The sequence below is a fragment of the Bacillus nitroreducens genome, assembly GCF_964021195.1.
Window position 1 is genome coordinate 1,357,161 of record NZ_CAXHYI020000003.1, and the last position, 20,316, is coordinate 1,377,476.

Annotated in this window: 20 protein-coding genes; 12 read left to right on the top strand and 8 right to left on the bottom strand. The window is 39.6% G+C overall.

Annotated elements, in window-relative coordinates:
* The first annotated feature begins 139 nt into the window (after positions 1–139).
* Positions 140–2,590, top strand: coding sequence for a S8 family serine peptidase (locus ACWPVE_RS10415; RefSeq protein ID WP_453993066.1), 2,451 nt, complete (start codon positions 140–142; stop codon positions 2,588–2,590).
* A 57-nt stretch (positions 2,591–2,647) separates the two neighbouring features.
* Here the strand turns inward: ACWPVE_RS10415 and ACWPVE_RS10420 are convergent, their stop codons facing one another.
* Positions 2,648–3,016: a cupredoxin domain-containing protein gene (locus ACWPVE_RS10420; RefSeq protein WP_453993068.1), complete on the bottom strand. Its 369-nt coding sequence runs from the start codon at positions 3,014–3,016 to the stop codon at positions 2,648–2,650.
* A 74-nt stretch (positions 3,017–3,090) separates the two neighbouring features.
* The gene (locus ACWPVE_RS10425; RefSeq protein WP_453993070.1) at positions 3,091–3,825 is read right to left on the bottom strand and encodes a polysaccharide deacetylase family protein; all 735 of its coding nucleotides are present in this window, start codon (positions 3,823–3,825) and stop codon (positions 3,091–3,093) included.
* A gap of 227 nt (positions 3,826–4,052) precedes the next feature.
* On the opposite strand from ACWPVE_RS10425, the gene ACWPVE_RS10430 reads away from it, so the two are divergent.
* A complete protein-coding gene (locus ACWPVE_RS10430; protein WP_453993072.1) occupies positions 4,053–4,508 on the top strand; it encodes a helix-turn-helix domain-containing protein in 456 nt (151 codons plus the stop codon).
* Between the two features lie 28 nt (positions 4,509–4,536).
* Here ACWPVE_RS10430 and ACWPVE_RS10435 read toward each other — a convergent pair whose 3' ends face one another.
* Positions 4,537–4,986, bottom strand: a complete 450-nt coding sequence (locus ACWPVE_RS10435) for an Lrp/AsnC family transcriptional regulator (RefSeq protein ID WP_453993074.1) — start codon at positions 4,984–4,986, stop codon at positions 4,537–4,539.
* A 229-nt stretch (positions 4,987–5,215) separates the two neighbouring features.
* Here ACWPVE_RS10435 and ACWPVE_RS10440 point away from each other — a divergent pair, with 229 nt between their 5' ends.
* The 3 genes from ACWPVE_RS10440 to ACWPVE_RS10450 all read left to right on the top strand — a co-directional run bounded on the left by ACWPVE_RS10440 (position 5,216) and on the right by ACWPVE_RS10450 (position 8,244).
* Complete coding sequence (locus ACWPVE_RS10440; protein WP_453993076.1) at positions 5,216–6,826, top strand: gamma-glutamyltransferase family protein; 1,611 nt, start codon at positions 5,216–5,218, stop codon at positions 6,824–6,826.
* Positions 6,827–7,141: 315 nt separating this feature from the next.
* On the top strand, positions 7,142–7,717 hold the full coding sequence (locus tag ACWPVE_RS10445; RefSeq protein ID WP_453993078.1) for a chromate transporter: 576 nt from the start codon (positions 7,142–7,144) through the stop codon (positions 7,715–7,717).
* Positions 7,714–8,244: a chromate transporter gene (locus ACWPVE_RS10450; RefSeq protein ID WP_453993080.1), complete on the top strand. Its 531-nt coding sequence runs from the start codon at positions 7,714–7,716 to the stop codon at positions 8,242–8,244. The genes ACWPVE_RS10445 and ACWPVE_RS10450 overlap by 4 nt, the downstream gene beginning before the upstream one ends.
* A gap of 23 nt (positions 8,245–8,267) precedes the next feature.
* Here the strand turns inward: ACWPVE_RS10450 and ACWPVE_RS10455 are convergent, their stop codons facing one another.
* Positions 8,268–9,623: a uracil/xanthine transporter gene (locus tag ACWPVE_RS10455; RefSeq protein WP_453993082.1), complete on the bottom strand. Its 1,356-nt coding sequence runs from the start codon at positions 9,621–9,623 to the stop codon at positions 8,268–8,270.
* Positions 9,624–9,824: 201 nt separating this feature from the next.
* Here ACWPVE_RS10455 and ACWPVE_RS10460 point away from each other — a divergent pair, with 201 nt between their 5' ends.
* From ACWPVE_RS10460 to ACWPVE_RS10490, 7 genes are all read left to right on the top strand, one after another.
* Complete coding sequence (locus ACWPVE_RS10460; RefSeq protein WP_453993084.1) at positions 9,825–10,376, top strand: chromate transporter; 552 nt, start codon at positions 9,825–9,827, stop codon at positions 10,374–10,376.
* Complete coding sequence (locus ACWPVE_RS10465) at positions 10,373–10,900, top strand: chromate transporter (RefSeq protein ID WP_453993086.1); 528 nt, start codon at positions 10,373–10,375, stop codon at positions 10,898–10,900. Before ACWPVE_RS10460 ends, ACWPVE_RS10465 begins: the two co-directional genes overlap by 4 nt.
* A gap of 643 nt (positions 10,901–11,543) precedes the next feature.
* Positions 11,544–11,819 carry a sporulation transcriptional regulator SpoIIID gene (gene spoIIID / locus ACWPVE_RS10470; RefSeq protein WP_453993088.1) on the top strand — a complete coding sequence of 92 codons (276 nt, stop codon included), beginning with the start codon at positions 11,544–11,546 and terminating at the stop codon, positions 11,817–11,819.
* A gap of 274 nt (positions 11,820–12,093) precedes the next feature.
* Positions 12,094–13,095: a rod shape-determining protein MreB gene (gene mreB, locus ACWPVE_RS10475; protein ID WP_453993090.1), complete on the top strand. Its 1,002-nt coding sequence runs from the start codon at positions 12,094–12,096 to the stop codon at positions 13,093–13,095.
* A 151-nt stretch (positions 13,096–13,246) separates the two neighbouring features.
* Positions 13,247–14,083: a flagellar hook-basal body protein gene (locus ACWPVE_RS10480; protein WP_453993092.1), complete on the top strand. Its 837-nt coding sequence runs from the start codon at positions 13,247–13,249 to the stop codon at positions 14,081–14,083.
* 333 nt (positions 14,084–14,416) lie between these two features.
* Positions 14,417–15,259: a flagellar hook-basal body protein gene (locus tag ACWPVE_RS10485; RefSeq protein WP_453993094.1), complete on the top strand. Its 843-nt coding sequence runs from the start codon at positions 14,417–14,419 to the stop codon at positions 15,257–15,259.
* Positions 15,260–15,365: 106 nt separating this feature from the next.
* Positions 15,366–15,662: a DNA-directed RNA polymerase subunit beta gene (locus ACWPVE_RS10490; protein ID WP_453993096.1), complete on the top strand. Its 297-nt coding sequence runs from the start codon at positions 15,366–15,368 to the stop codon at positions 15,660–15,662.
* A gap of 112 nt (positions 15,663–15,774) precedes the next feature.
* On the opposite strand, the gene ACWPVE_RS10495 is transcribed toward ACWPVE_RS10490, so the two are convergent.
* The 4 genes from ACWPVE_RS10495 to ACWPVE_RS10510 all read right to left on the bottom strand — a co-directional run bounded on the left by ACWPVE_RS10495 (position 15,775) and on the right by ACWPVE_RS10510 (position 20,190).
* Positions 15,775–17,652, bottom strand: coding sequence for an ABC transporter permease (locus ACWPVE_RS10495; protein ID WP_453993098.1), 1,878 nt, complete (start codon positions 17,650–17,652; stop codon positions 15,775–15,777).
* Positions 17,627–18,391 carry an ABC transporter ATP-binding protein gene (locus tag ACWPVE_RS10500; RefSeq protein WP_453993101.1) on the bottom strand — a complete coding sequence of 255 codons (765 nt, stop codon included), beginning with the start codon at positions 18,389–18,391 and terminating at the stop codon, positions 17,627–17,629. Before ACWPVE_RS10500 ends, ACWPVE_RS10495 begins: the two co-directional genes overlap by 26 nt.
* A gap of 93 nt (positions 18,392–18,484) precedes the next feature.
* Positions 18,485–19,486 (bottom strand): sensor histidine kinase, encoded by a 1,002-nt coding sequence (locus tag ACWPVE_RS10505; protein ID WP_453993103.1) that lies wholly within the window; start codon positions 19,484–19,486, stop codon positions 18,485–18,487.
* Positions 19,483–20,190: a response regulator transcription factor gene (locus ACWPVE_RS10510; protein ID WP_453993105.1), complete on the bottom strand. Its 708-nt coding sequence runs from the start codon at positions 20,188–20,190 to the stop codon at positions 19,483–19,485. The genes ACWPVE_RS10505 and ACWPVE_RS10510 overlap by 4 nt, the downstream gene beginning before the upstream one ends.
* Positions 20,191–20,316: the final 126 nt, after the last annotated feature.

The window sequence follows — 20,316 nt, forward strand, 5'->3', positions numbered from 1 at the left end:
CTTCATTGTCAAAACAATAAGAAAATATGCTCAAGGATAAGGAGAGGGATAAAGAGAATCTACATATCACTGGGAAAAGCCCTTGAATAAAGAAAAAGGAGGGAGAAGGTGTAAAGTACTGAGGGGCTTCTTTATATCAATGATAGGAGATGAAGCATTGGTCATGGGTAAAAAGCTAAAACGAAAGACAATCCTGCTATTACTTGCATTTTTAATAGTATTTTCTTCATTCGGAATGGGAGTGTCAGCACAATCATCTGAAGGACAACCCCCTGCTCCTAAAGAGCTAGCAAAAACATTTGGAAACATTGACTTATCATCCTCAAAATCGACTACGGTGATAGTCGAATTAACGGAAAGTTCAATTGTAGAAGCAAAGCATTCTGGTAAATTGCAATCAAAGGCAAATTTAGTAAAAGAACGGAATAAAGTAAAAGCGGCAGTGAAACAGGCTGCCAAATCCAGTCGTGTGAACCGGGAATACGACTACGTATTCTCTGGATTCTCAGTTGAATTAAAGGCAAATGAAATTCCTGCGTTGCTCACAGTACCAGGGGTAAAAGCTGTTTATCCTGATGTGGAGTATACCATTACAGAAGAGTCTGGGAGTGTCATTTCAGAAGAGGTATTTAGCCCGCAAATGGCAGCGAGTGCCCCATTTATTGGCGCCAATAAGGCGTGGGAAGCTGGTTTTACAGGAAAGGGAATTACAGTTGCGGTCATTGATACAGGAACGGACTATACCCATCCAGATTTAAAACATGCATTTGGTGACTATAAAGGATGGGATTTTGTAGATAACGATAATGATCCACAGGAAACCCCAGTTGGTGATCCTCGTGGTGCAAAAACAGATCATGGTACTCATGTAGCTGGTACAGTTGCGGCAAATGGCGGGATTAAGGGAGTTGCTCCAGAAGCGACACTTTTAGCCTATCGTGTCCTAGGTCCTGGTGGTAGTGGAACAACAGAAAATGTGATCGCTGGAATCGAGAAGGCTGTTCAAGACGGAGCAGATGTTATGAACCTTTCATTAGGTAACTCCTTAAACGATCCTGACTATGCAACAAGTATTGCGCTTGATTGGGCAATGGCTGAAGGCGTAGTGGCGGTCACATCAAATGGAAACGCGGGACCGAATAACTGGACGGTTGGTTCACCTGGAACTTCACGTGATGCCATCTCTGTAGGGGCGACACAACTTCCATACAATGTGTATAATGCTTCCATTTCAACAACGGAAGGAATTGAATATCCTTCAGCAAAAGTACAAGGATTTCCAAGTGATGACGAATTACTTGCTTTAAATGAGAAGGAATTTGAATTTGTACATGTTGGATATGGTGCTCCAGAGGATTTTGTAGGGAAGGACCTTAACGGTAAAATCGCGTTAATTAGCCGTGGAGCAGGAATTGCATTCGTTGATAAAGCAACTGCAGCGAAAGAAGCAGGGGCAGTTGGTGCGATTATCTATAACAATGTAGAAGGAGAAACGCCTGATGTACCTGGAATGGCTGTTCCGACGATTAAAACGACATTAGCGGATGGAGATAAGCTTTTAGATGAACTTGCAAAAGGAAACAATAAAATAAGCTTCACGATTGAATTCTCCAAAGGTGTAGGTGAAACGGTTGCTGATTTCTCTTCCCGTGGTCCTGTAACAGGAACATGGATGATTAAGCCAGACGTATCAGCACCAGGAGTCAATATTACAAGTACGATCCCAGGTGGGTATGGTGCGAAACAAGGTACAAGTATGGCATCACCACATGTAGCTGGCGCAGCGGCATTACTTTTACAAGCACATCCTGAATGGTCTGTGGAAGATGTAAAAGCGGCCTTCATGAACACGGCTGTTGAGATAAAAGATGCAGAAGGAAATGTATACCCACACAATACCCAAGGTGCTGGAAGTATTCGTCCACTTGATGCAATCAATACAGAAACACTTGTCACTCCTGGAAGCCACTCATTTGGCGTGTTCTATAAGGACAAAGGTAAACAAGTAGAAAAACAACATTTTACACTTAAAAATCTATCGAATAAAAGAAAGAGTTATAGCTTTAAAGTTGAATTTGCAGGAAATCCAAATGGTATTAAGGTGATGACAAGCAATAACACGAAAGTGAATGCAGGTCAGTCACAGAATGTGAACCTTAACGTTCAAGTCGATGCAGGTAAACTAGAACCAGGTTATTATGAAGGAACAATCAAAATTAGTGACGGAGAGCAAACTCTAGATGTACCGACGATTCTATTTGTAAAAGAGCCAGATTATCCACGTGGTGAAGCAGTATTTGTTTCGTTCGATGACTATGGCGATTTGACGCAGGTTGGTGGTTTCTTCCCTGGTGGAGCAGAAAAAGTAGAATTCTTTGTCTATCTCTCAAACGCAGATGGACAACCAATCGGATATCTTGGTGACATAGCAACCTATGAAAATGTACCAGCGGGCTATCAATATTTTGATTGGGATGGAACCTTATCAGATGGCTTTAGACTACCGAAGGGATATTACTACAATGTATATGCCTATACCACATATAAAGGCCAGACAGACCTGGCAGGAACAAATTTCTTATATGAATAAAAATAGAAATGGTGTCGGGGCTCATTTGCTCTGACACCATTTTCTTTGAAGAGTCTTTTATTTCACAATGACCTTACCGACCATTCCCTCTTTTTCATGATAGCGACATATTAATTCATAAGTACCAGCAGACATTTTTGGTTCCACAGTGACAAGTTTGATTTGTCTCGGTTGAACTTCATAGTCAATCCCGAGCTTTTCAACTGTGAAGGTGTGTTTCTTCACTCCGTTGTTTTTTAAGACCAACACGATTGGTTTTCCTTGGGGAATTTCGATGGCATTTGGGTTAAAGGAATCATCGTTCATTTCAACCTCAATTTTTTGAATTGGCTTTAGAGGTTTTGTTTCAGCAAATACACCAAATGAGCCAACTAATAGTAATACGATCATCATGCTCCAGGCTGTTAGCCACTTAACTCTAGACATGGGTAATCCCTCCTTTCCTACTTATTCTTTTCTATTACAGCGAATATTATCAGAAGCAATCTCTCATATTCCATTTATCCTCCATCAACAATCTCTGCAAATTCATCAAGAGTCGTTGAATACTTGATATAGATACGTGGTAAAAGGTAGAGCTCGTCTTTTATTCCCTTTTTGGAAAAATATTCAGGAGTTGTTGTAAGTCCAAACGAATAGTATTTCTTTGTTTCCTCGAGTACCTTGTTATTAAAATCTCCGTATGGATAGGCTAGAACATAAACGGGTTTGCCTGTTATTTTTTGAATGTGATCTCGCGATTCTTTTAGTTCATATTCGTAATTTTTTTCTTTTGTCAAATAAGGATGGGTAGTGGTGTGAGACTGGATGGAGAAGATCCCTGAATCCACCATCCTCTTCAAATCCAATTTCGATAATCGGTTGGAACGACCGATAAAGTCAGAAATAACAAAAATGGTACCAGTAGGTTTAAAATCTTCATTTTTCAGCTTTTGAAAGATCTCAAATGCATTCAGATTATCTTGATATCCATCATCAAAAGTGATAAAAATTGGTTTACTTACTTTATCGATGTCTTGCCAACGATCAAAAGTTAATAATGTGAAATCATGATCACGTAAATACATCATCTGTTTTTCGAAATTTTCGGGTGTCACATATAGATCCTTAGATCCCAATCCCTTATATTCATCAATGAAATGATAGACTAAGATTGGAATGTGACGTTGAGCCATTACTTGGATCGGGATCATTAGGACAAGAAAACAAAGAAAAAACATGGTTGTCTTTTTCATAGAACTCCTCATTTTATTCGTTTTTATACTCTATTGTTCCTTAAAAAGTAGAAGACTATGTTGCACATTTTAGGAATTATTTCTGTCTCATAAAAAACAATAAATGATAGATAAAATAAGGTTTTTTGATGCGGCAACATGAGGTTGCACCCTTGATGCGCCTAGAACTATCTTTACTTGAATTATGTAACTCCTACATAATGAAAACATGGAAAGGGGCTGGCTAGATGATATTTAGTGAACGACTAAAAAAGGAACGGGAAAAAAGAGGATGGTCCCAAATTGACCTTGCTGAAAAAGTACATGTTAGTCGTCAATCCGTTTCAAAATGGGAAACGGGTAAGAACTATCCAAGTATTGAAGTGATTATTGAGTTAAGCGATTTATTCGGAATCACAATAGATGAATTGTTGAGGAGTGACAAAGAATTGACGGAAAAAGTAATTCAAGATAGTAAAAAACTGGCGTATCCAAAATGGAAGACATTTTTTGATGGTATCTTCATGTTAGGCGTATTTCTACTAGTGATAAAACTAATCATTCTTGGGTTAAATAATTTTGTTGGTACCAATATTACCATTTTAGAGGGGTTACCTAAAGGTGTGGCAAATTTTGGACCATTGGCTTTAATGGTAATAGGAGGTATTGGTACAGACCAATTAAAAAATAAGTATGAGGAGTAATCGAAGGGTGGCAATAATGCCACCCTCTTTACAGTTTCATTCCAGTCCGACTCTTAAACCTTCTTAATAATATATGACTTTCCACACGCGTGATTCCGTCCAAACTATAAAGCTCTTCATTAATAAACTTTTCAAGCTTGGTGAAGTCTTCAACAAGGACGTGCATGTGCAACGTGCTCGGTCCTGTCATTTGGTAGCAGCTCGCAACACTTGGGTTATTCGCTAGTGTCTCTGCAACTCTTACAAGTGAAGATGGTTCACAATCTACTTCAAAAAAGGCAGATACACCTTTTCCTACCTTTTCAGAATTAATGACAACGGAAAACTTCTCGATCACACCATTTTCAATGAGCTGGTTGACACGCTCACGTATCGAGACTCGCGACAGACCAAGTTCTTTTCCAATATCCACGTAGGACATTCTCCCATTGATCGTTAATAACTCCAAAATCCTTTTATCAATTTCATCAAGTTTCATTTTGACACCACTTTTCGACGATTTTCTCTACTTTTTTTGCTAATAGCATGTAGTGGACATGCTTACGATGTGTAAATCGTAAGGTAACCTAAATTCACCTAAATATATAGAATATATTTTAAATTTCAACTATAATCATGATTATATAGTAAAAATTCCGTTTGTTAATTGATTTTGAAAAAATAACTAACAAATGTCAAAAAAGGGGTCCGTAAAGGGGGATTTTAAAATGAACATCGATTATTTGAATTATCCATATGCATCACAACGTATGACAACTTTTGCGAAAAATGGGATGGTCGCAACATCACAACCATTAGCATCACAAGCTGGTTTAGACATTCTGAAAAAAGGTGGGAATGCCATTGATGCTGCGATTGCAACAGCCGCTACCCTAACTGTTGTCGAGCCGACCTCAAACGGAATCGGTGGAGATGCCTTTGCGCTTGTGTGGGTGAAAGGTGAATTACATGGGCTAAATGCAAGTGGACCAGCGCCAAAAAGCATTTCAATTGATGCGGTTAAAGCAAGAGGTCATGAAAAAATGCCAGCGTATGGCGTATTACCAGTAACGGTTCCTGGCGTTCCTGCTGCATGGGCAGAGCTATCACGCCGTTTCGGGAAACTCTCTCTAAAACAGGTGTTGGAGCCGGCAATTAAGTATGCAGAAGAAGGGTACCCATTATCACCAGTTGTCGCAAATAACTGGAAGAGAAGCTATGAAAATTATAAAGAAAAAGTGAAAGGTCCTGAGCATAAGGGGTGGTTTGACACTTTTTCACCTAAAGGGCGTGCACCTGAAATCGGAGAGATCTGGCGTTCACAAGGACATGCAGATAGCCTACGTTCGATTGCGGAAACAAATGCAGAAAGCATTTATAAAGGTGATTTAGCTGAGAAAATAGCTGCTTTTTTCAAGGAGCATGGAGGATTCCTTTCGAAAGAGGATCTTGCAGACTATAAACCTGAGTGGGTACAGCCTATTTCAGTGAACTACCGCGGGTATGATGTGTGGGAAATCCCACCGAACGGACAAGGAATTGTGGCGTTGATGGCATTGAATATATTGAACGGTTTTGATATTAAGGAGAAGGAATCGGTTGAAACGTATCATAAGCAAATTGAAGCTATGAAACTAGCATTTGCAGACGGAAAAAAATATGTGACGGATCCTGAAAAAATGTCAGTAAGTACCGCACAGCTTTTATCTGAAGTGTTTGCTGCCCAAAGAAGAAGCTTGATTGGGGAAGAGGCTTTGACTCCAGAACCAGGAACACCACCTAGTGGTGGCACTGTGTACCTTGCTGCAGCTGACTCGGAAGGAAACATGATTTCCTTTATTCAGAGTAACTATATGGGCTTTGGCTCGGGGATTGTGGTTCCTGGAACAGGGATTTCCATGCAGAACCGAGGACATGACTTTTCATTAGACCCAACCCATGAAAATGCATTAGAGCCTGGGAAAAAGACGTACCATACCATCATTCCGGGATTTTTAACAAAGGATGGCGAAGCGGTTGGACCATTTGGAGTGATGGGGGGATACATGCAGCCACAAGGCCATGCCCAGGTAATCATGAATACGATTGATTTTCATTTAAATCCACAGGCAGCACTAGATTCGCCAAGGTGGCAATGGATCGAGGAGAAAAAGGTATTGGTGGAGCCAACCTTCCCAACCCATATTGCGCAGGCGCTTGCGAGACGTGGCCACAAAATTCAGGTGGCTTTGGATGGTCGTACCTTTGGAAGAGGTCAAATCATTTGGAGAGACTCTAAGACGGGTGTTCTGGCTGGTGGTACGGAGGCGCGGACAGACGGTAGTATTGCATCTTGGTAAATAAAGAGGATGTTAAAAAGTTTGGTAAAAATGACATGTTGAAAGTGTAACCTCGACTAATGGCACGTCCTGTTGAAGCTGATTGGCTTGCTTTTTGAGCTCCTTGGAAAAGAAAAACACTTTTCCTACGTGCGACGTGGATTCAAGGAAGAACATTCTTTGATCACGTATTCACTAATAAGCTCAGCTACTCGAGAGCTCGCACAGCCTCGAGATTTCGATACACAGGATGTGCTAGTGTCGACAAGGCATGATGACGTAGTCCTTTTTATTCTTCTTTTGAACACTCACTTAATACAGAAATGAGAGGATTGTATGAAACAGCTTGATTTATTTTTAGCCTTTTTTCGCGTGGGCTTGTTGGGATATGGAGGCGGTCCTGCATCCATCCCACTTGTTCACAAAGAGGTAGTCGGAAAGTACAAGTGGATGAATGATGATGAATTCTCAGATGTGCTTGCACTTGGAAACACATTGCCTGGGCCGATTGCGACGAAAATGGCTGGTTATATTGGCTACCGTGTTGCAGGAGTGTTGGGGATGATTAATGCTGTATTAGCAACGATTGTTCCAACGATTATCATGATGATTATCCTGTTGACCTTTTTATCTTCTATGAAAGATCAACCATGGGTGCAAGGGATGACGAGAGCGGTTGTGCCTGTAGTATGTGTCATGCTCGCGACCTTAACATGGGATTTCTTTAAAAAGTCAAAGGACTCATTAGGTTTGGGATTTGCGTGTGGAATCATTGTGGTAAGTTTCATATTAATGGAGTTTGTTGGGATTCATCCAGGAATCATCATTGGCGTTCTGTTAGTGGCAGCACTCGTCAAAAAAGACAAAGCTCCAAAGGTTGAGCAAAAGACAGAAAAGGGTGTTGGCATGTGATTTATTGGCAAATATTTTTAGCCTTTTTTATACCTGGAATTGTAGGATATGGAGGAGGTCCAGCATCGATTCCACTCGTAGAAAATGAAGTCGTGGGGCGTTATGGCTGGTTAACGGTTTCTGAATTCAGTGAGGTACTTGCCCTCGGAAATTCACTCCCAGGTCCCATTGCTACCAAAATGGCTGGGTATATTGGATATGAAGTAGCGGGAATTCCAGGTGCGCTCGTTGGAATCTTTGCAACCGTGGCTCCTTCATTACTATTGATGGTCGTATTGCTAGGCTTTTTATATAAGCATAAGGATTCACCTAAAGTAAAACGTATGTCCAACTATGTTCGTCCAGCCATTGCAGTTTTACTTGGAATCATGACAATCAGTTTTTTTACGACTTCATATGAGGATGCAGGAATTCTACAAACCATTATAATAATCGTGATTAGCTTTGTATTGATGGAAAAAGTAAAGGTTCATCCAGCTTTTGTCATCATTGCAGCACTAGGCTATGGAGCTTTTTTTCTAGCGTAATGTTGAAGCGCTTGAGTAATTACTCAAGCGCTGTTTGACTTTTTATCCAGGTTAACTTCTGTACTCTTTTTCCCCTCTGTAGCTCCCAAACGATCCCAATTAATAACGTTTTCTAAGAGAATCGCAAGCATAATCCCCATTAGTAATCCACTGCTAAGCATCGGGCGAACAACAGCTGGAATCGACTCTAAATAGGAAGCAGGAAGCGTCATAATCACAACTCCTACAAACAACGGAATCGCTGCACGATAGGCATTCATCGTGTTAAATTCAACTTGCTTAAAAAAGGTGAACGAAGAATTAAATAGCAGCAAATAAGACGCAAACAATGCTGCACTACCAATACTTAGTGGTAGTTGTGAAAAAAAGTGTCCGATCGGTGGGATGAGTCCCATTACTAAAAACATGAACCCTCCAAGTATGAACGGCAATCTTTTTAAAATACCTGTTTGGCTCAAGAATCCGATAGACGAAACGTACGGTGAATATGGGACTAATCCAAATACTCCAGCGATGAAGGTGAAAATACCCGTGATTGCAAAGGTTCCTCTGTATTCCGATTTTGTCGTTTGTCTATTATACATCCCTTCCGTTCCTTTTAGTGCCCCGAATGTATTGGCTAAATTGAGCAATCCTGCAAAAACGGTTGTCATAATAATGCCAAGATCCAGAGTAGGTTCCCCTAATGGAAATAAATCGAAACGAAGGGATGAGCCTTCACTACCTGCATGCTGAGGGTTAAAAATAAGAGAATACGCAATCCAACCGATAATAATCCCAATGAGTAAACTATAGCGTCTAATAGAAGGTGGGGCCTTTACACTCATCACAATAACAAGAATAGCGATGATAATCGATAATAAGGATACCGATACATCAATTTGTGCACCTTCAGACTGGTTCCCAAATGGAATGCCGAGCATCCCCTTTAAGAAGATACCAATCAATTGACACCCCAATAAAAACATAAACACACCCATTACAGTGGGGGTAAACAGTTTTGCGAGATGTGGGCCAATGCCAGTAATACCAATGATAAAGGTAAGAATAGCAGAAATCATAATCCCAACAGTCAAGCTGCCTCCTAAAACATCTAAGGACATCCCTTGAGCGGGCGCGGTTGCACAAAGGGCTAAAATAATTCCCCACCAAAGACCTGATTGACCCTCCATGATGGCACGTTTATGGCCAAGAATGGCCTGCACCATACACGCAAGTCCTGTCACAACAAACGAAAGCTGAAGCAGGTTCACCACTTTTTCAGCTGGAAGCTCGAATGCAGCTCCCACCGTAATCGGGATTACTACAATATTTGTAAAAATAAAAAAGAGCCATTGCAAGCCCGAAATCCAATTGTTCGCTTTTAACACTTCTCTCATGCTAGTCACCCCACTTTGTTTATCTTTTTCTATTATAAGGGTTTTCTAATTAGAAAACGAAGAAATCGAGATTACAGCGAATTTTTCGTAGCGATTAAAAAGAGAAGGAATGCAGAAGCTAAATAAAATGAAAGAATGTAGCAGTATGAACGACCATCTGTTAAGAATGAACTCAGACTCAATTGATAAAGGGGTTTTCATATGAAGCAACTCCATATTTTTTATGCATTCCTCAAAGTCAGTTTACTTGGATACGGCGGTGGGCCATCCTCCATTCCACTTATTCATAAGGAAGCGGTTATTCGGTATAAATGGCTAAATGAGGACGACTTTGGTGATATCCTCGCACTAGGAAACACCCTACCAGGTCCAACTGCCACCAAAATGGCGGGGTATATTGGGTATCGTGTCGGTGGCTGGTTGGGAATGATTAATGCGGTACTGGCGACAACAGTACCTACGATTTTGTTAATGATTGTTTTACTGACCTCTTTAACTTCATTTAAAAATCTAGATTGGATACAAGGCATGACAAAAGCAGTGTTAGCAGTCGTTGGGGTAATGCTTGCACAATTAACATGGGATTTTTTTGTGAATGCGAAAAAAGGTCTCGGTTGGCTAAAGGCGATATTGCTCTTAGTGGTGAGTGTACTGGTGCTAAACATTTTCGGTATTCATCCTGGAATTTTAGTCGGATCACTACTCGTCCTTGCTTTGATAAAAAAGGATAAGAGGGAGGCGAAACAACCATGATCTATGTGCAGCTTTTTATTGCCTTCTTTATTCCTGGGATTTTAGGCTACGGTGGTGGCCCTGCTTCTATCCCCCTTGTTGAAAATGAGGTTGTCCATCGGTATCATTGGCTTTCTGTTCACGAATTTAGTGAAGTCATCGCGATCGGAAATGCGTTGCCTGGACCAATTGCTACTAAAATGGCGGGATATATTGGATATCAACAAGCAGGTGTATTAGGAGCGATAGTTGCTGTCTTCGCAACAGTAGCACCTTCATTACTATTAATGATTGGCATGCTAAGTATTCTTAAAAAATTTAAGCACTCCCCAAAAGTGAAGCGAATGACCAACTACATCCGACCGACAATCGCCGTCTTGCTTGGAGCAATGGCCTACCGCTTTTTTGAAGAATCGTATGTGGATGCTGGGGTTGTACATACGATTATTTTAGGGGTGCTAAGTTTTCTGTTACTTGAAAAATGGAAGGTCCATCCTGCATATGTGATCGTTGGTTCACTTGTATACGGTGCGGTATTGTTGTAGAAAAGACATGATTCATTCCATTGTGTGTTCAAAGATTATCCATGATGCCTTCATATCCTTGTTATATTTCATACTTTTCCCGCCATTCCCCAAGTGCCGTCAGTAGAATGAGATAAACCGACAAATTTCTCAGGAAATAATCGAATGGAAGGGAAATGGGTTGAGTAAGTCAAAATAAGCTTGATAAATGTATAATTTTGGCACAACCAATACCTTAATTAAAATCGATAATATTTCCTTGTCATATGCAAGGCGAGAATGGCATAAGCATACAAGGGGCATGGGACAAGATGGTATGAATTTGATAGCTATTCATAATTTTTTGCTTGTGACTGAAAATTATAAAAATGTTTAGTGAAATAAATATTTTTTAGCTTGTCCAAACGAGAAAAACAGGCCTTTTTTAAAAATATTTTGATAAAACCCTTGTCCCTCTTGACTTTTATAGCATAATCCCTCACCCAAGCTAATAAAATGGTTACAAACCTAACAAAGAGAGTGTTTGAGGTGAGTAGGCGTATAACGTCTTCATAGATCCAGCAATCCATATGATGAATATTGTTCAAATACTACTACTTCTTCGTTGAAGCTTGAACGCGTCTCATTTCACACTTCTCACATCCACATAGGGAGGGCGAGTAGTGTGCACGATTACATCAAAGAACGAACTATCAAGATTGGAAAGTATATCGTGGAGACAAGAAAAACAGTTCGCGTCATTGCGAAGGAATTTGGCGTTTCCAAAAGTACTGTCCATAAAGATTTGACTGAAAGGCTACCTGAAATCAATCCCGAACTAGCAAGTGAAGTAAAAGAAATCCTTGATTACCATAAATCGATCCGACATTTACGGGGTGGGGAAGCAACAAAACTGAAGTATAAAAAAGAAGAAGAATTGCAAGAAGAACCAGTGAAATAACATGGCTGTGACTTTCCTCCTATGAATTGTCTAGCTCAAGGCGCCATCAGCTCGAGGTTTTAAGCCAATCGCTTCGGAAGGTAAAGGGCCCTTCTAAAAAGCAGCTGTCTTAAGTTTTTTGCCGATAAGCAGGCACCTTACGCTTTTCGATTTTCCGACAATATCCTACAAAAAAATCACAAAAGAACTATACTATATGTCAATTTGTGGTACAATATATTATTAGGAAAATATGTGCATTTGCGATACAAATGCAAGGAGGAAAGTTACCCAAATGTTAGCAAGGGATATTGGTATAGACCTAGGAACTGCGAACGTACTTATACATGTAAAAGGTAAAGGAATTGTATTGAATGAGCCGTCTGTTGTGGCATTAGATAAAAACACTGGCAAGGTTCTAGCTGTCGGGGAAGAAGCACGACGAATGGTCGGACGAACTCCTGGTAATATTATAGCGATCCGACCATTAAAAGACGGAGTAATTGCAGATTTTGATGTGACAGAAGCGATGCTTAAGCATTTCATTAATAAATTAAATGTAAAAGGATTTCTTTCAAAGCCAAGAATTCTAATTTGTTGTCCAACAAATATTACATCTGTTGAACAAAAGGCAATCAAAGAAGCTGCTGAAAAAAGCGGTGGAAAGAAAATCTATTTAGAAGAAGAACCAAAAGTAGCTGCGATTGGTGCTGGGATGGACATCTTCCAACCAAGCGGGAATATGGTCGTAGATATTGGCGGTGGAACTACAGATGTTGCTGTCTTATCAATGGGCGATATCGTCACCGCCTCTTCAATTAAAATGGCTGGGGACACCTTTGATGCGGAGATCCTTAGCTATATTAAACGTGAGTATAAGCTGTTAATTGGGGAAAGAACGGCTGAAAACATTAAAATACAAGTAGCAACTGTATTCCCAGAATCACGTAGTGAAGAAATTGATATTCGCGGACGTGACATGGTAACAGGTTTACCACGTACACTAACAATTAAATCAAAAGAAATTGAAAAAGCACTAAGAGAGCCTGTTTCAGCCATTGTACAAGCTGCGAAAAGTGTACTTGAAAGAACTCCTCCTGAGCTTTCTGCGGACATCATTGACCGCGGTGTGATTTTAACCGGGGGTGGAGCATTACTACACGGAATCGATCAGTTATTAGCTGAAGAATTACGTGTGCCTGTTTTAATTGCTGAAAACCCAATGGAGTGTGTAGCGATTGGTACAGGTGTGATGCTTGAAAACTTGGACAAGCTTCCACGAAGAAAACTCGTGTAATAATACTTGAAATGTAGGACCTTTCCAAATTGGCAGGTCCTTTCTGATTTTTTTCGAAAAGTGGATGGCTAAAATTTACTGGTGAAGAATCAGGAAATTCCTACTATAATAAAAAGTAATGTAGTGATCGGATATAGAAGGAGGTAAGTCCATGTTACGTGGATTTTATTCTGCTGCAGCTGGAATGCTTGCACAACAACGACGAACAGAAATGTTGACGAACAATATCGCAAATGCAAACACACCTGGCTACAAAGTAGACCAAGGATCGTTACGTGCTTTTCCTGAAATGCTCATGCAACGATTAGAAGGGGAGAAAAGTCCTGCTAAAAATGGTGGAACCCTTCTAACGACAAATACTATCGGTGGTCTAAATACAGGTGTGTACATGCAAGAAATGATTCCGCTGTTTAAGCAAGGAGATATTCGCGAAACAGGACTTGCAACCGATGTGGCTTTAGTGAATGGGAATCTGCCCATTAATGATCAAACCAATAAACCAGGCTCTGTGTTTTTTACCGTTCAAAATGCAAATGGTGATGTGAGATACACCCGTAACGGAAACTTTACAGTCGATCCAACTGGATACCTAACAACAAATGAAGGCTTTCATGTCCTTGATGACAATGGAAACCGTATCCTAGTAGAGAGTGATCAGTTTGAAGTTGCGGCAGATGGCCGTATTCTTGTGGCAGGGCAAGCTCAAACACGACTTGGAATTGCTTTTTCAGACAATCCTATGAACCTACTGAAAGAGGGAAACGGGTTGTACCGAACAAATAATGGTACTGAGCTACCAAACGCAGCAGCTAATCCTCAAGTTACTTATTCGCTAAAGCAAGGACACCTTGAAGGCTCAAATGTGGATGTTACGCAAGCTATGACCGAAATGATGACAGCATACCGTACATTCGAAGCAAACCAAAAGGTTCTTCAAGCTTATGATAAAAGTATGGACAAAGCAGTTAACGAGATTGGAAGATTATAAGGAAAAGTAAGTTGACCGTTCAGTTACGGCAAGTATATGCCTTGACTGATGGTGCTTGTTGCCTTCTCCAAACAAATGGCTTAGACCTGAGAGTTGGGCGACAGAAGCCTTTTTTAAGGAAAAATGATAAGGCGCATGCTAAAGTGATACTTATATGTCGATACCTGGCGAAGGTGCATTCTACCTTTCAAATCGCTGGCATATGAATGGTGTCGCTGGCGCCTAGAACTAGACATTGAAGAAGTCTAGGTAACGGGACTCACATCTTGTCCCGTCATTTTATTGCTAAGACGAGGAGTGAGTCCCTCGGTTACAACAAGGGAGGCCAATCAAATGCGCTCGATGATTACAGCAACAAATACGATGAGTCAATTACAAAAGCAGCTGGATACAATTGGTCATAATCTAGCTAATATAGATACGACTGGTTATAAAAAACGCCAAGTCAACTTTAGTGAGCTTTTATCTCAGCAATTTACGAATCAACCCGATACTACACAGGAACCAGGTCGTTTAAGTCCGAATGGGATTCGTGTTGGTGTTGGTGCACGACTTGGGAATACAAATATGATGATGACTCAAGGTGCCATCAAAACAACAGGGCGTGAACTTGATATTGCCTTTACGAAGGAAAATCAGTTTTTACAAGTGTTGGTTGACGAAGATGGAGTACAGGTTCCACGTTTTACAAGGGATGGTGGGCTTTATTTAACACCTGTTAATGACGGAACCAACCGAGTTGCGCTTGTAACGAGTAATGGAGATGCAGTCCTTGACCAAGATGGTGATCCAATACTGTTTGTGGATGGTTTTAAAGAAATCCAAATTACAGCAAATGGCGAACTATCGGTGATTCCTGTGGCAGGAGCACCACAATTATTTAATTTGTCAGTTGTTGAAATTACGAAACCACAGCTTCTTCAAGCAGCTGGACAAAATCAATTTGCCTTACCTGATTTAGCAGAGCTCGGGATTGGTGCAGATGAAGTGTTTGTAGCACTTCAGGGTGATCTCAGAGGGCAGGTTAGTATGCAACAAGGAGCCCTTGAACAGTCGAATGTTGATATGGCAACCGAAATGTCTGATCTCTTGCTAACCCAGCGTTCTTACCAATTCAATGCGAAATCTATCTCCATTTCAGACCAGATGATGGGTCTTGTAAATGGAATTCGTTAACAAAAGAGAGAATTAACGATTGATAAATTGGTAAACCTACGGGATACTATAAAGTAAGGCATTGGGTATAGATCGGAACAACTCTAAGGATAAGGAGTAATCTAGAGTGACTAGCGAACTTAACAATACACAAGTAAAATCGCGTGAAGAGTTTCATAAATCGCGTGAAGAACAAAAGAATACGGAAAAGGAACCAAAAAAGAAACGAGAACGAAAAATTCGCATTCGCTTAATACCCATCTGGGTACGAATTTTACTCGTCATTGTTCTTTTTGCTGCCAGTATTATAATTGGTGTAGTTGTGGGTTACGGAGTCATTGGAGATGGTAAGCCGAGCGATGCCTTGAAAAAATCAACATGGCAGCACGTCATTGATATTGTAAATAAAGATGTTGAAAAATAGGAGAGGGCGTTTGCCTTCTTTTTTTAATCCCTAATTTCACTCACCTATTAAATTTTTAATCCAATATAGTACGAAGCCTTAGGGTTCAACAACCCAAGGCTTCGTGTTCAAATCATTGATAAATAGCAGCTTTAATCTGTTTTGTATAGAAAAAACGGACGATGAAAAAGTAGATAATTTGTATTAGCAAGAATACACTTAATACAATGACGGATTCCTTAAATAGATTATATGAAAATAGATTTGACAATGAGGTTAACGCCACCGCTCCGTGTATGAGAGCAACGATAATGGGTGCAAAAAACAATATCGCAGTTTGCCTTTCAATTACCTTCTTTAGCTCCTTATTGGTTAAGCCCATTTTGGCGATTGCTGAGAACTTTCGCTTATCCTCATCTAAATCCATATATAATCGGAAGTATAGGAAGCTTCCTGCTGAAACAAAAAAGACAATGCCAATAAATAATCCAATAAATAAGATGGGACCGTAATATTTCATGATTTCATACAATTCGTATTCAATAGACATGATTTCATAGCGTTCTAATTGAGCATATAGTTTTTCTGAAGCAGCCATAATTTTATCCTTACCAGAGAACGCTTGCCAAGCATAATAGCTATATGCATTCTTTGGAATAGGGAGTTGTTCATAATCATGATCAGATACTATATAATAAGAATCTGTCGCAGGTAAAGCCCTTGAGGTCATGACTTCATCTGGATTTGGTTTTAATGTAACTCCAGATTCTAGTTTGATTTCTGCATCTAACAGTTGACTTGTTTGACCAAAACTTGTTCCCTCATATTCAACGACTAGTACCTGACCGTCTTTTACATCTATTTGCTTTTCCTCAATTAATGAGGCGAAACGATTAAAGTCTGATTCACTTGTAATGAGTATCTCGTCATCTGCAATATGATAGTAGTTCAATACGGTATGTTCAGACTTGGCTTCGATTTTTTCTTCCTGTAATGTCTGGTTAATAAACTCCACATTCTGTTTCTCATTTTCCTCATCATATACTTTTAAGGTAAATGTGTTAGCATTCACATTTTTTACACCAGATGTGAGCACTGATTGGAATCCGAACAATGTGCCAATTGCACTAAAGGCAACTGTTGAAACCATGGCGACCATAAAAAATGTCCTCGCATTATCCTTCATACGAAAAGCTAAGTCAGAAAAGAGAAGCATATTTGTTTTAAACCAAAAAATAGACTCATTCTTTCTTAATCGACGAATGATATATACACTTAATTGGGTAAATAACAAATAGGTTCCCAATGTGACGACAACTATAACTGGAATCATCACGAAGACAACTTCTAATCCTTTTGCAACTAATGCGACTGTATACCCAGCACCGAGTAGAATAACAGCAACCAACGTTAAAAAGAGGCCAGCTTTTGGTTCACCTTTGGAAATTTTATTTCCCTTAATAAGCTCAATCAATTTTTTACTACGTAGAACATACGTAACAAATAAAGAGATACAGAAAAACAAGACAATAAATGAAATAAAGGTGGTTAGTAATGCTTTTGTAGGGAAGTAAAATGGTAATTTACTTTCAATGATTAACACGTTCTCGGCTATGAGAAGAATTCCCTTCGCAAAAACAAGACCAAGTAAAATTCCACCAAGTGTAGCAAAAAATCCTGTTAGCATATTTTCTAAAAACACCATCAAGCGGATTTGTCTTAACGACATCCCTTGGATCATTAACAATCCAAACTCTCTTTTACGAGATTGTAAAAATGAGCTCATAGAATAAAGAATAAAGAAAAAGGAAAAGACGTAAATAATTCCTGCTGAGGTGTTCATTCCCCTTGCCACAACAGAATTCATATCATTCCCACTTAACGCTGGATGATTCGCAAAAATGGAAAATGTAAAGAACACCATCACGGTAAATAAACTACTAAGAAAGTAAGCAGCATATAACCTCTTGTTACGAATGACGTTATTAAACGCGAATTGACGAAAGGTCATGTGCATCCCCTCCCAGTAGAGAAAGTGTATCAATAATCCGTTGGAAAAAGGCTTGGCGGCTATCTCCACGATGAATTTCAGAAAAGAGCTTACCGTCACGTATAAAGACAACCCTGTTACAATAGCTAGCAGCTTGAGCATCATGTGTAACAAGCATCATCGTTGTTCGTTCATTTTTATTAATTCTCTCAAGCATTTCCATTACATCTTTTGAAGCTTTGGAATCAAGATTTCCTGTCGGCTCATCTGCTAATAATAGCTTTGGTCCATGAATCATTGCCCTAGCTACAGCAGCTCTTTGTGCTTGCCCTCCAGAAATTTCGTAGGTGCGCTTTTTCATAATTTCTTTAATTCCTAGCTTTTCACAAATTTCATTTGCTTTTTGCTTCATTTCTTTTACTTTTTTCCCATCTAGAGTCAAAGGAAGAACAATATTTTCTTCAACAGTTAGCGTATGAAGCAGATTAAAGTCTTGAAAGACAAATCCTAACTCTCGACGTCTAAATTTGGCTAAGGCTTCCTTTTTTAATCGATGAGGATTATTCCCATTAATGAGTATTTCTCCTGTCGTTGGCTCATCAATGGTCGCAATCATATTTAGTAATGTTGTTTTCCCACTACCTGACGGACCCATAATACCAACAAATTCACCTTCATCTATGGTTAAATCAATATCTGTTAAAGCACGATAGGCAATATTGCCCTCATAAATCTTACTTACTTGTTTTACGTTTAGCATCACAAGTTCTCCCTTCCATTCGAATTCCTTTAACTTGTGATTAGTATATCCGCTATTTGTCTCTTACGAAAATCGATTTATCTTTCACTTTCCTTACATCGTTGTAAGGTTTTGAGTCACGCCAAACACGATTCGAAATGTTGAGCCTTCTTCCGTAGTTGAATCAAGCTCAATTTTATGCCCCAGTTGCTCGGCAGCTTCTTTTGTTAAATATAAGCCCATTCCAGTTGATTCTCTAAATTTCCGTCCATTTTCGCCTGTGAAAAAAGGTTCAAACACTCGTCGCTTGTCCGTCTCAGGGATTCCAACACCATAGTCTTTCACTTCTAAAACCACTTCTCCATTCCGCTCAAAAATAGAAATGGTGATTTTATTACTTTTTCCTTTCGAATATTTTACCGCGTTATGAATAAGCTGAGAGAGCATGAAAAATAACCATTTTTCATCTGTTTCAACTGTAATCCTGTCTCTTTCTTGTGTGAAATGAGGATAAACCTGACTTCGAATATATAAGCGTTTATTTTCGCGATTCACTTCACTTACTAGCTTTGCTAGTTCGACAGGTTTTATCTGAAAATCTTGTTCAATCGTCCGCAATCTCGCCATATAAAGAATCGTATTCAAGCCTGTCTTCATCCGGTCAGTCTCCTCACGAATATTCGAGGAATCGGGTTCATCTAAGTTTTGGGCGATGAGCTCGATGACGGATAATGGTGTTTTCATTTGATGGACCCATTGATCCATAAACTTCAAATGCTGTTCTTGCCTTAACTCCAATCGTTTGATTTGCTCCTGATAATGTTTATATTGATTCCTTAACAAACGGTCAAGTGCTTCAGAAATCGGGGTTTGTTCTGTAGTTTGCAAAGATTGGTCCAAGGATTCTAAATCGCTACTGAGTCGTTTGTAAAAATTTCGACGGCTATAATAGTGATAGAATAAGTAGCCGCTGAGAAAAAAGAGTCCGAGAAATACAGTATACAGAGCGGGTAATAGATGTTGATAGCCGTCGAGAAAATAGATCGCCATGATTATTAAAAATTGTATGGTTTGTACCACAATTAATAGAGCATGCTCTTTAAAAAATAGCTTCATTTATCTTCAACCTTTACCCAATTAATATGTAAACGATAGCCTGCACCTCTTACGGTTTCAACCGCTCCTTTAAGCCCGATCGCCTCGAACTTTTTCCGAACTCGAGTAATATTCACATTCAAGGTGTTTTCATCAACAAAGGTTTGGTCGTCCCATAATTTTTCAAGTAAATCTTCACGTCCAGCAACACGGGGATACCGCTCCATAATCATTTCAATAAGATCCGCTTCTTTTTTGGAAAGGGAAACGGTCTTGTCTGCATAAGATAGCTCTAATCTCTCAGGGAGGAGCCTTAATCCTTCTATCTCCAATACACGCTCCTCAGCTTGGACTGCATATTCACCATATGCACGACGAAGTTGACTGCGTATTTTTGCGATGACGATTTCTGGATGGAATGGCTTTGTAATAAAATCATCGCCCCCATTTTCTAACGCCATTACTTGATCCATTTCACCCACACGAGCTGAAATAAAAATGACAGGACATATAGATTGTTTACGTATTTGACGACACCAATAATAGCCATCATAGCTTGGTAAATTAATATCCAATAAAACGAGGTCAGGTTTATATGTTTGAAAATCAACCATCACTTGATCAAAATCTGTTACAACGAATGCCTCATATCCGTATTTCGTTACGTAAGCATGTAGGTGCTCAGCAATCTTAGGGTCATCTTCAATAATCAACACTTTTTGCACCGAAGCCAACTCCTTTCTGAAAGGATTATCCCATATTTTTCAAAATTGAAAAAGAGCAGATGAACTTGAACGAGGAAGCATCACTATTGAAAACAATGGGATAAGGAATTTTTATTTGAATTCGGT